This window comes from Limnohabitans sp. Rim11 (assembly GCF_001269365.1).
GTDB lineage: Bacteria > Pseudomonadota > Gammaproteobacteria > Burkholderiales > Burkholderiaceae_C > Limnohabitans_A.
Map to the genome: position 1 here is coordinate 1 of NZ_CXOM01000007.1, position 13,328 is coordinate 13,328.

Consider the following 13,328-nt stretch of genomic DNA (forward strand, 5'->3'; position numbering starts at 1 on the left):
TAAAGCCCAAATGAAATATTGATTTCAAAGCCTTTGACGCCAGCTTCTGCAATGGCCGGTGTGTTGGGCAAAGAAGGCAAGCGGTAAGGGCCAAGGGCAAGCGAGTTCGCTTCTTCTCAACGGTGGAGCTTGTGAATGCGCTGGAGCTAGAGAAGTCTCAAAGCAAACACGGCCAACTGGCTCACCGCTTGATGTACGTGGACCTGGTTGTTCTGGATGAGATGGGGTACTTGCCGTTTACGCAGTCTGGAGGCGCACTGCTGTTTCATTTGCTGTCCAAGCTTTATGAGAGAACCAGCGTGGTGATCACAACCAACTTGAACTTCTCTGAATGGGCTAATGTGTTTGGAGATGCCAAGATGACCACAGCTCTTCTAGACCGCCTGACGCATCGCTGTCACATTGTTGAAACTGGCAATGAGAGTTGGCGCTTCAAGCAGTCCCAAGCGAGCAATCAAAACGCAAAGAAATCAAAAGGGAAAGGAGCAAAAAACGCAGAACAGTTAAACTTATCCACAACCGACTAGGCCAAATTATTTAAAAACTGGTGGCTCAATATTGGTTGCAAATAGTGGCTCACTTTGCGTTGCAATTCAACATCAGTGAGTAAGCAATGAGGGAAATCGCTCCATCAAGTTGGATGGGGCAAAACTGAATTTGAACCGTACCAATTGCATGCTGTTTTATGTGTCGCTGCCCCGCCAAAGTACAAGCAACGACGCGCCAGCGGGGTGGCTCAGGTGGTGCCCCAACTCGGCAGCCATGGACCGCTCGATCAGCGCCTTCTTAAACGCCATGGAAGCGACGTTAACCGTCTCTCCGTTTATCGGACCGGTCACAAACTCCTCAATCAGTTCTTTGGAAATCTTCGGCAGCGCTGCCGACTTTGCCGCGATCGCGGCGTTCTTCAACTTCGTTTTGGTGGGCATAAATAGTCCTTTTGGTCATGTTGTGCCTCAAACACGGAATTAAGAACTGGCTTCACTCCGGTGGGTTTTTTTGTTCGGGGTAGTGATCCATCACCCACCCCTTTGATCGGCTTGACGGGTTGCATCGGGTATGGTCCTGCTGCGCAACAGGTTGCGCAGGGAAATCAGTAGCAAGGACGGGGCCTGAGCCCATCATTTTTTGGTCGTAACCCATATCCCCGTTAGCTCTTGTTAGGACTCGCATGGAGCAGTGTTCCATGATTCGTAACTTTTAAAGACTAATTGACAACGCTTTGATTGCCTGCTCGCAATTCCTTCGTCTGCAAGGGGGTACTCAAGCCCGGTAATCCCCCCAATAGACCAAAGGCCCGAGAAGTAGAATTTTCCACAAAGGAATTTCTACATGAAGAAGTCAAGATTTACCGACGGCCAGATCATGGCTGCGCTCAAACGGGTTGAGGCTGGCCTGGCAGTACCCGAGATTTGCCGGGAATTGGGCATCAGCAGCGCCACGTTTTACAAGTGGCGCGCCAAGTTTGGCGGCATGGACACCTCCATGATGGCGCGCATGAAGGAACTCGAAGACGAGAACCGGCGCCTTAAAAAGATGTATCTGCAAGAGAAGCTCAAGGTTCCAGCGCTGTCTCAACATTTAGAATGATGAATTGAACCCCAAGTGCTTGATTTGCTTGTCCTTGGGAAACTTAGCCGGTTTGTGATGAGGTATGTTCTGCCCCGCCAAGACTATTTCGAACTGATTCCAATTCGTTCGAACAATTTACAACTCGTTCGGGGCCTCTTTGGGTACGCCCCTAGAGCACTTTCCGGATCAGACAGGCTTCTTCATAGGCCTCAATGTCTTTGAGCCGGTACAAAACTTTCCCCACGATTTTCAAGTACTGCGGCCCCTCGCCGACGGTGCGCCACCGCTGAAGGCGTGCGACTGAACACACCCAACGATCGGCGAGCATTATTTCGGTCAGGAGTTGACGGGTAGGTTTGGCCGGGACCTCTGCAACCAGGAGTTGGGGCTCGAACTTGGGTTCGTTGGCTGCGGTTTTGGCGATGCCGCTGGACAGGACGTCCAGCACGTCACCCATTTTTTCAGCCCGTGGGTTCGAAGATGAGGTGTTGTTAGTAGCCATGGCCTTGCTCCTTGATGCCTATATGCAGTGGTTTCATATAGGTTCATACCGGTTGGCTAGGTGTTTTTTCTCAGCGGGGGGGTTAGTGCATGCACGGGCAAGCATGGCCCTTGCAGTTTCGCAATCCGACCACACGTGGGACCAAGTGACTCAGATTGCTATTCTTTGCACCGCTGACAAGTAATCTGCACCTCTGGCCTCAGCAAATAGGTCCAGCGTCAGAGTGAGTGCAGCCTGCAATACGAGCCCTACGCCAATGCCCGCTGCCATGTCGTGGCGCTGCAAAAAGGCAATCATCCCGACACCTATGATCAGCAGCAGCATTTCGATTCCTTTGTAGATCGAAAAGTTTTTCATGACGGTCTGCATGCGGGTGGTTTCCTCGGCTTTTAGTACCGAAGGGTTCAACTGCAACTGCGCGCTCAAGGTTGACACTTGCAAGTAGGTGCGGAGGTATACGGTGCCACCCACCACTATCTGCATCAAACCAATGACTACCAGCGGATAGGCCATAGACTTCAGGCGGTGCCCATTCACCCAGAGCCAGACGCTGATAGCTAAGGCCAGAAGGCCAACGGCAATAAAAATCACGCTCTCTTGCTTCTCTGCGACGAAGTAGCTGTTCATGTTATCAATCATGGTGTTGGCTTTATGAGATGGGTCTGGTCAAAATTTTCACCACCTTAGTGGCCAGATTTCGCGGCGTGAAACGCATGCTTTGGGCCATCGCCCAATTGACGAAGCCAGGGATGTAGACGCGCTGTCCGCGTTGCATGGCGCGGTAGCCCAATTCAGCAACTTCCTCAGACGTGGGCAGTTTCTTGCCTTTAATCAGGGCAGAGTTTCCAAGGTCAGCCTTGTCCTGAAAACCTGAAGCTGTTGGGCCGGGGCACAGTGCAGTGACAGTTACGCCTGTGTCTTCCAACTCCGATGCAATAGCTTCCGAAAAGCTAAGAACGAAAGATTTGGTGGCGTAGTACACCGCCATGTAGGGGCCTGGCTGAAAGGCCGCTGTGGAGGCTGTGTTGAGAATTTTGCCGCGTGTCGCCAAGAGATCTGGCAGGAAAAGCTTGGTCAATACAACGACTGTGTTCATGTTGAGCTGCATCATGGCCAGCTCAGACATCAATGCAGAGTCTTTGAACTCGCCAAAGGCCCCGTACCCAGCGTTGTTCGCCAGCGCGCTCAGCACGATACCCCGCGCTTTGATATCGGCGTGCAGCCGTGCGGCACCATCATTGGTTTCCAAGTCCGCGCCAATGACAGTGACGGCAACCTTAAACTTCTGCTGCAGCTTATCGGCCAAGGCCTGCATTTTGGCCACGCCCCGGGCTGCCAGCACGAGCTGATAGCCATCTTGCGCAAATTGGTGGGCTAGCGCCATGCCGATACCTGATGAAGCACCAGTGATGAGCGCGGTTTTGTTGGATGTTGATAGTGTGGTCAAGATTATTCTCCATAGTCGTTTTGTCGATTAGGAGATTAAAAACCCGGTAGAAAGGTGCCAGGTCAAGACATTTCTTTGCCTTGATTTTGCGCACACAAACACTTGACCTGGCACCCAGGCGCCAGGTTTAACATGTGTTGACGGCTATGTAGTCGTCTAGGCCGCCCCGAACTTAATCTGGCTTAACGGCCCTGACGCAGGCTTCAGGAATACGCCCTTGCTCTCAATAACCGGAAAAATAATATGAAAAGCGTAATGCCCGTAAAGGCTTTCAAGACTTTGCAGACGACCAGCGCCTTGTGCAAGGCGGCCAACGTGACCCGTGGTCAATTGCGCTTGTATGAAGAAGAGGGGCTGATTGCACCCCAGAGCAGAACGGAAGCTGGCTATCGACAATATGGCAGCGAAACGCTGGACCGGCTCAGGGCCATATTGCATCTGAAGGAACTCGGCCTCACGCTGGCCGAAATCGCACTCCTACTGTCTGATCGCGATCACGGCGTCCTCGATGAACAAGCGATACAGCAACTGGCGGGAGAAGTATTGTCGAAAATTGATGAACGCATTGCTGGTTTGAAAGTTATTCGAGGCTATATGGCTCCGGTTGCCATGGGTGACATGAGCGTGTTGCAGGACGATGACTGCAACTTCGTCTTTGAATTCATGACCGCTCTGTCCGTCGAGAAAACCAAGCGCCGCGCCTGAACCTGACGTTTAGGTAAGGTGTGTTTTATCCAGACCGGCTACTCGAATTGAAGATGTCTCAACATTTAGAATGCTGACCTAGACCCCAAGTACTTAATCGGCTTGTTCTTGGGAAACTTAGGCGGTTTGTGATGAAGCATGTTCTGCTCCGCCAAGTCAATAGCCTCGCTAAATTGCGGGGCTATTTTTTTGCTGGGCTCGCTGGGTGAGTGTGCATTGGGCGGGCGCCTCATACTGGGGTACCAGAAATCGTTGCCCGCCCAATGCACACCCACCCAGACTGCGAACAGCTCAACGCACTTCAAAGAAACACCCTTTAGCGAATCAAACCAATGGTTATCCGCAAGAAAATGCAAGCCTGCGCCATTGCCATGCTAGAGCCATAATGGCTAAAATGGCTAATCACTTTGGAAGCTCGTTATGCGCGTCACCGCCACAGAAGCCAAAAATCGATTCGGCAGCCTTTCTGCTCAAGCAAAGCGAGAGCCAGTCTTCGTGGAAAAATCGGGTCAGCTCGATACCGTCATTTTGTCTGCAGAACACTATCAAGCGCTAAAAGCCAATCATGACAAGAGCACCTTAGCGGCTCGCAAGAAAAAATTTGAAAAAGAGTTTGGCGATTGGATTGATGTTCAAAATTCTCATTGCGAAACTCACGGGATACCTGGCGCTGATCTGCGCCCTTGGTAAATTTCCAATGGCTCAATATGACGTCTATCCCAACCCAAGCAGAAGCGTCTCCGAAGGAATTCCTTATGTGGTCGTTATTCAGAGCGATCTGCTTGACGCATTAGCCACCAGGCTGACCATGCCGCTTGCTATTTCAGATACTGCTCTTAAGACGCCAATCTCGCTGTGCCCAGTTGTTATGGTGAAGGGGCAACGATGCCATGCACTAGCCCATTTTGCTGCACCTTTGCCTGCTAAGTTACTTAGAAAACCTGTTGCCAATGTTGCTGCGCAAGGCAGTGCCCTGGTATCTGCCATGGATGCAGTCTTATCTGGAATTTAAATTGTTTGCTAATCAAGCATTCTTAAAATTCATTGAAGATGAAATTTCGAAAATTCATGGTCTTTAGTGGTGCCATTACTTTGGCTTGCGCATTGCTAGCCGCCTGCGTCAGCATGGCCCCTCGTTCAAACCCCGACTACGACGCTAGCAAACCACATCACCGCCCCGACGGATTCTCCAACCGTTATGTAGAGAGATCAGACAAACCAGGTCTCTTGCGCTGGCAATGGGAACGTCTGCGAGATGGTTTGCCCAAACCGCCTGCTCAGCCCATCATGGGCATCGAGCCAAACCTTGAATTGATTGGTAGTGAAAGTACACAGCCCAGAGTGACATGGGTTGGACATTCAACGCTATTGGTTCAAATCGACGGCTTGAACCTACTGACCGATCCACATTGGGGTCAACGTGCTTCGCCTTTCAGTTTTGCTGGGCCTAAACGGCATCAGGCCCCCGGTATTCCTTTCGACAAACTGCCAACCATCGATGCTGTCGTGATCTCACACAACCATTGGGATCACTTAGACAAAGAAACCATCCAAGCACTCATGTCGGGTCATGCAGGCATTCGTTTTTATGTGCCGCTTGGAATTCAGCATTGGTTCAAGAAAGAAATTAAGGGAACTGTTTTGAAGGGGCCCGCACAAAACGTTTTTGCTTTGGATTGGGATCAACAAGCCAGCCTGCAAGGCAAATCAAAAAATCTCGAGTTGCACTTTTTAGCGGTACAACATTGGAGCGCCAGGTCGGTGAGCGATCGCTACGAAACACTCTGGGGCAGTTGGGCTCTGATGCACCCTGACTTTAAATTTTGGTTTTCTGGCGATCTGGCTTATTCGCCAGACACCCAAGACATTGCACGGCGCATGGGAGGCTTTGACCTGGCGGCCATTGCAATTGGCGCTTATGAACCAAGATGGTTTATGAAGGACTCGCATATCAATCCTTCAGAGGCGCTTCAGGTACAAAAGGATGTCAATGCCAAAGCGGCCATCGGCATTCACTGGGGTACTTTTGACGGTATGAGCGATGAGTCTTTGGATCAGGCTCCCAAGGATTTAGAACTGGCTAAAAAAGATGCTTCTTCGCCTGTTAACTTCTTTGTGTTGAAGCACGGACAGACTTGGCAGAAATAAAACTTCATTTCTACTAAATGGCTGCATCAACCGCTCGCTGAAATTAGCAGTTTTTCAAACGAGATTTCCTTTGAAATTTTCATTTCGCAATGCAAACATCACATGGTCGTGCCAAGCATCATGGATGAACAAGTAGTCTTTCGCAAACCCTTCCCGCTCGAAACCCAGTCGTTCCAATAACTTGAGACTTCGAAGATTTTCAGGGCGTACGTTGGCTTGGATCCGGTGCAAATTCAGTTCAGTAGAGAACGCATATTCAATAGCGGCAGCAAGTGCCTCTTGCATCAATCCCTGGCCCTGAAATTTTTCGTCAATTGCATAGCCGAGCATTGCATTTTGAAAGCCCCCGCGGACGATGGCAGTTAAACCGATGCTACCTACCAAGACATTGGGTTCGTTGCGAAGACAAAGCCACCATCTCACCGCTGTGCCGTCTTTGGCAGCTTGCTCAGCTTGTGCCAATCGATTGCGCTGATGGATTTCGGTATCAAAGGCTAAGGGTTTAGGGGGTTCCCAGGGCGTTAAGTGTGGCTCGTTGCGTTGGTAGAACTCGACGACCCTTTTGGCCAAGTCGATGCTGGCTGGAATCAGTTCTAGGCGCGGGGTGTGGATGATGGATAAAGGCTGACTCATGGGTGGGCATGATAGCGCTACATGTGTCGGCATGCAGAAAGCTTTTATCTAGCTGATTGCACTGGCGCTTGAAGTGGTGAATAATGAATTTCAATCAGCACTTAAGCAGTGCCCATCTTGAACTCAAATACTTTGAGCGTGCTTTGAAATTTGCTGCGCCATAAATCATAGCGACATGCTTGCAGCAGCGCGTTAAACATGAAAGACAGACGATGAGTTCTCTCGTCCCCTCACTTCAAGACTGCGAAGTCTTGGACCTGAACGACCCACTGCGTTCTTTGCGCCAGCATTTTGAGCTACCGCAGGGTGTGATTTACCTCGATGGCAATTCGCTGGGCGTGCTGCCGCGTGCCACCGCGGCACGCGTAGCCCAGGCTGTCACACATGAATGGGGACACGATCTCATCAAAAGCTGGAATACAGCGGGCTGGTTCAAGTTGCCGCAGCAAGTGGGCGATAAGATTGGCCGATTGATAGGTGCGCAACAGGGCGAAGTTGTGGCTGCTGATAGCACCTCCATCAACCTCTACAAAGTTCTGGCGGCAGCACTCAACATCGCTGCAGCTGATGCACCGCACAAAAAGATAATCGTCAGCGAGCGCAGTAACTTCCCCACCGACCTCTACATCGCAGAAGCGCTTTGCAAGGAGCGTGGTTTCACATTGCAATTGGTGGAGGCTGAAGGCATCGCTGAAGCCCTCCAAGACGATGTGGCCGTCCTCATGCTCACCCATGTGAACTACCGAACTGGTGCAATGCACGATATGGCCGCTGTGTCTGCCTTGGCACATGTGCGCGGCATTCTGACCGTCTGGGATCTGGCCCATAGTGCAGGTGCCGTGCCCGTTGACCTGCATGGGGCAAAAGCCGACTTCGCAGTAGGCTGTGGTTACAAATATCTCAACGGCGGACCCGGTGCGCCAGCCTTTGTGTGGGTGCATCCCCGTCATACCGACAGATTCTGGCAACCACTGGCAGGCTGGTGGGGACATGCTGCGCCGTTTGAATTTACGCCGGACTATCGGCCGGCTAAGGGTATTGCCCGTTACCAGTGCGGCACGCAACCCATCCTTAGCCTGACGGCACTGGACTGTGGTCTTGACGCCTTTCTAGCTGCCGAGTCGCTGGGCGGCATGGCTGCGCTGCGGCGTAAATCATTGACCCTCACGGGTTTGTTTATGCAGCTGGTGCGCGCGCGACTTCACGCGCACGGCTTTGACATCGTCACGCCCAACCAAGAGAGCCTGCGCGGTTCTCAGGTAAGTCTTGCGCGAGCCGAAGGTGCCTACGCCATTGTGCAGGCCTTGATTGCACGCGGTGTGATTGGCGACTTTCGTGCAGGTGATGGCGGCCAACACCCCGATATTCTTCGCTTCGGTTTTACACCGCTCTACATTGGGTATGCCGATGTATGGCTTGCCGTGGAGCAACTTTGCCAGGTGATGGACAGCGGCGAGTGGCGCGAGGCACGTTTTGCACTTAAGAATGAAGTGACTTGAAGTTCAAATTTTGTTCTGAGCTCGCTGGGTGGGTGTGCATTGGGCGGGCGCCTCATACTGGGGTACCAGAAATCGTTGCCCGCCCAATGCACACCCACCCAAAAAAGCGAACACTATCGAGAAACAATATTCCACCACTTAGAGAACGAGTCGCAACGTTTATCGACTTCAGCAAACAAAGCGGGCGCAGGACTGAAATGTCCCATAGCAGGCAGCAAAGAAGCAATATGCGCTTCCATCACACCCCTTACACGAGTTGCCCCCTCTAACGCCGCCGCAATGGATAAAGCATCTCCAAACCAACACTCACTTGCCAACTCGTTCATGCGAGTTTGAACGAACATCCAGCGTCTTTCATCCCAAGGCCAATCACGGTGAAACTCAGACAGATAGACGCCAATCACCAAAGTGTTTTGGTCAAGATCTGCAGGCAAATCTCCCAAACTCCAGGGGTGAACCAGCCACACATCACGACCCTGAGCCTTCGAGGCATTGGGCTTTGAAATATTCAAACTTGCAGGAGGCTCGGTCATTAACTCGGGCTCTTGAATCGAGTTTGACGCATCGAACGAAGATGCTAAAGGCAACGGCTGCTTAGCAATCTCATCCAATGCCTCATAAGAAGTATCAATCACGCTACCCGCACTGTGCCAAGCTGCTGGTGCATAACGCGCCACATTTTCTGCATTGAACAAATAGGGTTTGTGACTGCCCGTGCCAGCCACCCATTGCCAACTTAAATGATTGCTGGCCAAGTCGCCATCTAGCAAATGACCATACAACCAGTCAGCACCCGCCCGCCAATGCACCTTGCGCAAATGGACCATGTAACTGGCCAGCCACATGCGCGCGTGGTTGTGTAAGTAGCCGGTGTTGTACAAAGTTTGCACTGACATATCGATGGCAGGAACGCCTGTGCAGCCACTCAAAATATCCAAAGGAATTTCATGGCTGTAGGCCTCTTCAGGCAACACACCTTCATGCAAAGATTTGAAGATGCCATTGCCCCGGTGCTGCCAAACATGCCGGTAGTACTCTCGCCAACCCAACTCAAAAACCAGCTTGTCTTGCGAACTCACTCGGTGTTGTGAACGTACCCCCTCAAGCACCTCGGGTACGCTGACAAACCCATGAGTGAGATAGGGTGAGAGACAGGTCACTGCACCATTCAATGAATTTCGGCTGCGTGCATATTCAGCAGGTTGAACCGCAGCAATGCGAGCCAATGCGGCTTCGCGCGTTGGAGGAAATTGCGTCATATTAGTTGAAAGACTTAGAGCGAGGGGCAAAGCAATTGAGTAATTCTGTGGGTATTTCGGGCACTTGTTTTTTGAGGTAGGTCCGAATTAAAGGCGCCGCCATCCAAGGCTTAGTGAGACCACTCCAAATGCCACGCGGCACGATTCGTGTTTCGTTATCACGGGTCTGAAGGGTCACCACGGCGGGCAGCAATTCATCAAACTCAACCTCAGCCAAGGTCCATTCACCCATTGACCACATGCTGGCTACCTTTGCAGATTGCGATTGGGGTGGGCTGTATGCTTTGATGGCGTTTGACGCTGCTACATGAGTAGTTTCTTCTTTCGGAAGTTGCTTCACGTTTTGGCAATTTTGGGTATGCGTTAGCCATTGGTTTTGCATTTTCCCAAGAACATCTATCTCTATACCGTCCACAACCATCAGGTAACTGTGGTCTGCTTGCTTGACGCTGATGTGCGATGCCGTAACTGCCACCAAGACAATCAATAACAGGGGTAGGGCTACTTTCTTCTTCATCATTTAAGGCAGGAGGTGCTGAGCTCGCTGGGGGAGAACGGGTTGGGTGAGTTCCTCATACTGGAGTACCAGAAATCGTCACCCACCCAACCCATTCTCCCCCAGACTGCGAAGCGGGGTTCTGACCGGCGACAAATTCCCCACCTGCAATAAGTTGAGTAGTCAGCCTATAGGGGGCTGACGATTTCTGGTACTCCAGTATGAGGAAGCCCCCTATAGGCTGACTACTCAACGTTCTAAAAAAGAAACGAATCTCTAACCCTGCTAGCATCACAACATCCAAGCAAATGAGTCATTTAGGAATAACGCCATGAACCTCAACATCAACGGCAACAACGTCACCTTAGACGTCGACCCGCAAATGCCCTTGCTCTGGGTTCTACGAGACTCCCTCAACCTCACGGGTACCAAATTTGGCTGCGGCGTTGCTGCGTGCGGTGCCTGCACCGTTCACAAAGACGGCCAACCTGTTCGCTCATGTGTCACCCCCGTATCAAGTGTGGCAGGCGCCAACATCAAAACCATTGAATCCTTGGGTACCCCCGACAAACCCAGCGCCTTGCAACAAGCCTGGATAGAAGAACAAGTGCCCCAGTGTGGTTACTGCCAAAGCGGCATGCTCATGGCCGCCGCGGCGCTCTTGGCCAGAAAACCCAAACCGACCGATGCAGATATCGACGAAGCCATGACCAACCTGTGCCGATGCGGCACCTACCAACGCGTGCGTGCAGCCATTCACCGCGCAGCAGGAGCACAAGCATGAAGCGCCGCAACCTTATTCTGAGCGGCCTGGGTCTTACCGGTGCACTCGTGGTTGGCTGGGGCGTTATGCCGCCGCGCTCTCGTTTGGGCAGCCCAGGCAATATGCTTCTGACCGAGGGCGAAGTGGCCCTTAATGGCTGGATCAAAATTGCCAAAGACGGTGGTGTGGTGTTGGCCATGCACCGCAGTGACATGGGTCAGGGTATTCACAATGCTTTGACCATGTTGGTGGCAGAAGAACTCGATGTTCCTCTAAATCGCATTCGTTTAGAGCAAGCAGGTCACGACGCTATTTATGGCAACGTTGCCATGTTTGTTGGAACCTTGCCATTTCACCCCATGCAGTCAGAAGGCAAAGAAAAGCCCATGATGGTCAAGACGGGGGAATGGATGGTCAGCAAAGTGGCGCGCGAATTGGGTGTCAATGCCACCGGCGGTTCTTCGTCTGTCAAAGATGCATGGGAACATTTGCGCGCTGCAGCTGCCACTGCCAAAGCAAGCTTGTTGCTGTCTGCTGCAGACCAGTGGAAAGTACCTGCCAAAGAACTGACCGTTAAAGAGGGTGTGATTAGCCATCCATCTGGCAAGTCTGCTCACTATGGTGAGTTGGCTAAAGGCGCTGCAGCGCAAACACCCGCCAACGTCGTTCTCAAAGATCCCAAAGATTGGCGATTGATTGGTCAGGTCACGCAGCGTGCAGATGTACCACCCAAAACAAATGGCAGCGCTGTGTTCGGCATGGATATTCGTCTACCCAATATGCTGTTTGCCAGCATTGTTCAGGTACCGCAGATGGGGGGAAGCCTTACCAGCATCGATGCTAAAGATGCCTTGGCCATGCCGGGTGTTGTCAAGTGCATTCAGCTGGCCAGTGCTGCAGGATCTGCACCTGGTTTTGCGGTCATTGCCAAATCCACTTGGCATGCACAGCAAGCTGCTCAAAAAGTCAAAGCGCAATGGGCTCAGCGCCAAGAAGGCGCTATTGATACAAAGCGCATTGAGTCAGAGCTAATTGAAAAACTTAAATCAGAAAGTGGTTTTACGTTTCACGAGCAAGGTGATGCAGCTAAAGCCGAAGCAGGTGCTGCGCGTGTCGTTCAAACGCAATACAAAGCGCCTTACCTGGCGCACGCCACCATGGAGCCCATGAACTGCACAGCGCAATTCAAAGGCGGTCAATTAGAAATTTGGGCGCCCACCCAAGTGCCGGGCTTGGCACGTGCTGCCGCTGCCAAAGTGGCCGATTTGTCTGAGGACAAGGTCAAACTCAATGTCACTTTGCTAGGCGGTGGATTTGGTCGGCGTTTAGAAGTAGATGTGGTGGTGCAAGCCACACAGTTGGCCATGGCTGCTGATGGCGCGCCAGTGCAGTTGGTCTGGTCGCGTGAGCAAGATATGACGCACGACTATTACCGCCCAATGCATGTGGCTCAGTTGAGCGCTGCCGTAAATGCGCAAGGACAAGTTGAGAGTCTGCAAATTAAATCGGCGGGTGATGCTATTTCACCGCGTTGGATGTCTCGTGTGCTGCCAGCACTGTCTGGCCCTATCGATGCACCCGACAAAACAACAGCCGAAGGCTTATTTGATCTGCCATATGGCTTTGCGCATCAACGCATGACGCATGTTTCTACCAAGATGGGCGTGCACATTGGCTTTTGGCGTTCGGTGGGTCATTCACACAATGCATTCTTCACTGAAAGCTTCATCGATGAGTTAGCGCTTGAATCGAAACAAGATCCCGTAGCGTTTCGGTTGGCACTTCTCAAGGATGCGCCCCGTTATGCGGCAGTTTTAAAGTTGGCCGCAGAAAAAGCCAATTGGGGCGCAGCCTTGCCTTCAGGTCACGCGCATGGCGTGGCTTTGCACGAGTCGTTTGGCTCTATCGTGGCGCAAGTGGCCGAGGTATCGATGCAAGACGGCAAACCCCGAGTTCATCGGGTGGTCTGTGCCATCGATTGCGGCACGGTGGTCAACCCTGGTACCGTGGCGCAGCAGGTTGAGAGCTCAGTTAACTTTGCTTTGACGGCAGCCTTGTTTGGACAAATTGACATTCAAGACGGTGTGGTCCAACAAACCAACTTCACCAATTATCCCTTGGTGAGTCTGGCGCAATCGCCTGTGGTTGAAACATGGATTGTGCCCAGCAACAATTCGCCGGAAGGGGTGGGCGAGCCAGCAGTGCCGCCGTTGGCGCCGGCGGTGGCCAATGCGATATTTAAACTGACTGGTCAAAGAATTAGATCTTTGCCTTTGAAAGCTTAAGACCGTTGAATTCATTGAG

The 13,328-nt window shown here is 51.9% G+C and carries 13 protein-coding genes and 3 pseudogenes; 9 read left to right on the forward strand and 7 right to left on the reverse strand.

Annotated elements, in window-relative coordinates:
• Window positions 1–77 precede the first annotated feature (77 nt).
• Window positions 78–527: pseudogene (locus tag AMM03_RS13670) on the forward strand (ATP-binding protein); the annotation flags it as partial.
• 192 nt (window positions 528–719) lie between these two features.
• Here the strand turns inward: AMM03_RS13670 and AMM03_RS13675 are convergent.
• Window positions 720–929: pseudogene (locus tag AMM03_RS13675) on the reverse strand (IS256 family transposase); the annotation flags it as partial.
• Between the two features lie 403 nt (window positions 930–1,332).
• Between AMM03_RS13675 and AMM03_RS13685 the strand changes: the two are divergent.
• A pseudogene (locus tag AMM03_RS13685) lies at window positions 1,333–1,578 on the forward strand (transposase); the annotation flags it as partial.
• A 163-nt stretch (window positions 1,579–1,741) separates the two neighbouring features.
• On the opposite strand, the gene AMM03_RS13690 reads toward AMM03_RS13685, so the two are convergent.
• The 3 genes from AMM03_RS13690 to AMM03_RS13700 all read right to left on the reverse strand — a co-directional run bounded on the left by AMM03_RS13690 (window position 1,742) and on the right by AMM03_RS13700 (window position 3,521).
• A complete protein-coding gene (locus AMM03_RS13690) occupies window positions 1,742–2,074 on the reverse strand; it encodes a hypothetical protein (RefSeq protein WP_228764710.1) in 333 nt (110 codons plus the stop codon).
• Window positions 2,075–2,224: 150 nt separating this feature from the next.
• Window positions 2,225–2,713 (reverse strand): hypothetical protein, encoded by a 489-nt coding sequence (locus AMM03_RS13695; protein ID WP_090132515.1) that lies wholly within the window; start codon window positions 2,711–2,713, stop codon window positions 2,225–2,227.
• Between the two features lie 10 nt (window positions 2,714–2,723).
• Window positions 2,724–3,521 carry an SDR family NAD(P)-dependent oxidoreductase gene (locus tag AMM03_RS13700; protein WP_090132517.1) on the reverse strand — a complete coding sequence of 266 codons (798 nt, stop codon included), beginning with the start codon at window positions 3,519–3,521 and terminating at the stop codon, window positions 2,724–2,726.
• Between the two features lie 243 nt (window positions 3,522–3,764).
• On the opposite strand from AMM03_RS13700, the gene AMM03_RS13705 reads away from it, so the two are divergent.
• The 4 genes from AMM03_RS13705 (at window position 3,765) to AMM03_RS13725 (ending at window position 6,374) form a co-directional block, all read left to right on the forward strand.
• Complete coding sequence (locus tag AMM03_RS13705) at window positions 3,765–4,226, forward strand: MerR family transcriptional regulator (protein ID WP_090132520.1); 462 nt, start codon at window positions 3,765–3,767, stop codon at window positions 4,224–4,226.
• 420 nt (window positions 4,227–4,646) lie between these two features.
• Entirely contained in the window at window positions 4,647–4,916 is a 270-nt protein-coding gene (locus tag AMM03_RS13715; protein ID WP_090132524.1) for a type II toxin-antitoxin system Phd/YefM family antitoxin, read from the forward strand.
• The gene (locus AMM03_RS13720) at window positions 4,855–5,238 is read left to right on the forward strand and encodes a CcdB family protein (protein ID WP_228764711.1); all 384 of its coding nucleotides are present in this window, start codon (window positions 4,855–4,857) and stop codon (window positions 5,236–5,238) included. Before AMM03_RS13715 ends, AMM03_RS13720 begins: the two co-directional genes overlap by 62 nt.
• 38 nt (window positions 5,239–5,276) lie before the next feature.
• A complete protein-coding gene (locus AMM03_RS13725) occupies window positions 5,277–6,374 on the forward strand; it encodes an MBL fold metallo-hydrolase (protein ID WP_090132529.1) in 1,098 nt (365 codons plus the stop codon).
• A 54-nt stretch (window positions 6,375–6,428) separates the two neighbouring features.
• Here AMM03_RS13725 and AMM03_RS13730 read toward each other — a convergent pair whose 3' ends face one another.
• A complete protein-coding gene (locus AMM03_RS13730) occupies window positions 6,429–7,007 on the reverse strand; it encodes a GNAT family N-acetyltransferase (RefSeq protein ID WP_194942911.1) in 579 nt (192 codons plus the stop codon).
• 212 nt (window positions 7,008–7,219) lie between these two features.
• On the opposite strand from AMM03_RS13730, the gene kynU reads away from it, so the two are divergent.
• Window positions 7,220–8,506, forward strand: coding sequence for a kynureninase (gene kynU / locus AMM03_RS13735; RefSeq protein ID WP_090132535.1), 1,287 nt, complete (start codon window positions 7,220–7,222; stop codon window positions 8,504–8,506).
• A gap of 113 nt (window positions 8,507–8,619) precedes the next feature.
• Here kynU and AMM03_RS13740 read toward each other — a convergent pair whose 3' ends face one another.
• Entirely contained in the window at window positions 8,620–9,765 is a 1,146-nt protein-coding gene (locus tag AMM03_RS13740; protein WP_090132539.1) for an FAD-binding domain-containing protein, read from the reverse strand.
• Between the two features lies 1 nt (window position 9,766).
• Complete coding sequence (locus AMM03_RS13745) at window positions 9,767–10,282, reverse strand: hypothetical protein (RefSeq protein ID WP_194942912.1); 516 nt, start codon at window positions 10,280–10,282, stop codon at window positions 9,767–9,769.
• A 310-nt stretch (window positions 10,283–10,592) separates the two neighbouring features.
• Between AMM03_RS13745 and AMM03_RS13755 the strand changes: the two genes are divergently transcribed.
• Together AMM03_RS13755 and AMM03_RS13760 are read left to right on the forward strand one after the other, a co-directional pair.
• A complete protein-coding gene (locus tag AMM03_RS13755) occupies window positions 10,593–11,045 on the forward strand; it encodes a (2Fe-2S)-binding protein (RefSeq protein WP_090132546.1) in 453 nt (150 codons plus the stop codon).
• Entirely contained in the window at window positions 11,042–13,309 is a 2,268-nt protein-coding gene (locus tag AMM03_RS13760) for a xanthine dehydrogenase family protein molybdopterin-binding subunit (RefSeq protein WP_090132549.1), read from the forward strand. The genes AMM03_RS13755 and AMM03_RS13760 overlap by 4 nt, the downstream gene beginning before the upstream one ends.
• The last annotated feature ends 19 nt before the right edge of the window (window positions 13,310–13,328 follow it).